Origin of the sequence: Gillisia marina, assembly GCF_000258765.1 — a bacterium.
Classification (GTDB): Bacteria; Bacteroidota; Bacteroidia; order Flavobacteriales; family Flavobacteriaceae; genus Gillisia; species Gillisia marina.
Window position 1 is genome coordinate 1 of record NZ_AJLT01000106.1, and the last position, 275, is coordinate 275.

At 40.0% G+C, this 275-nt stretch carries 1 protein-coding gene; it reads right to left on the reverse strand.

The genetic code is table 11. The annotated features are described in order from the left end of the window. The coding region (locus ON07_RS16630) for a hypothetical protein (protein WP_010232721.1) at positions 1-275 on the reverse strand (275 nt) is incomplete at both ends.

Here is a 275-nt window from a genome sequence, read left to right on the forward strand (position 1 = left end):
GCGCACCAGCATCAGCTTCCTCAACTTCTCTTACTGTAATTGTAAAAGATGTAGTAGAAGTTCCAGTTACGCAATCTCCAGCACCATCCAGCGTATAATCAAATTCAAAGGTTCCAACACCAGCTGTAGCCGGATTAAATATTCCATCTTCAAATGGAGCATCAAAATCACCTAAAGTGTTTATTCCATCACTTAAAAGTGAAGTTAATTGAACATCTTGAGTTTCAGTAACACAGAAAGATGCCACTACAGGTTCTCCAGCTTCAGCTTCCTCA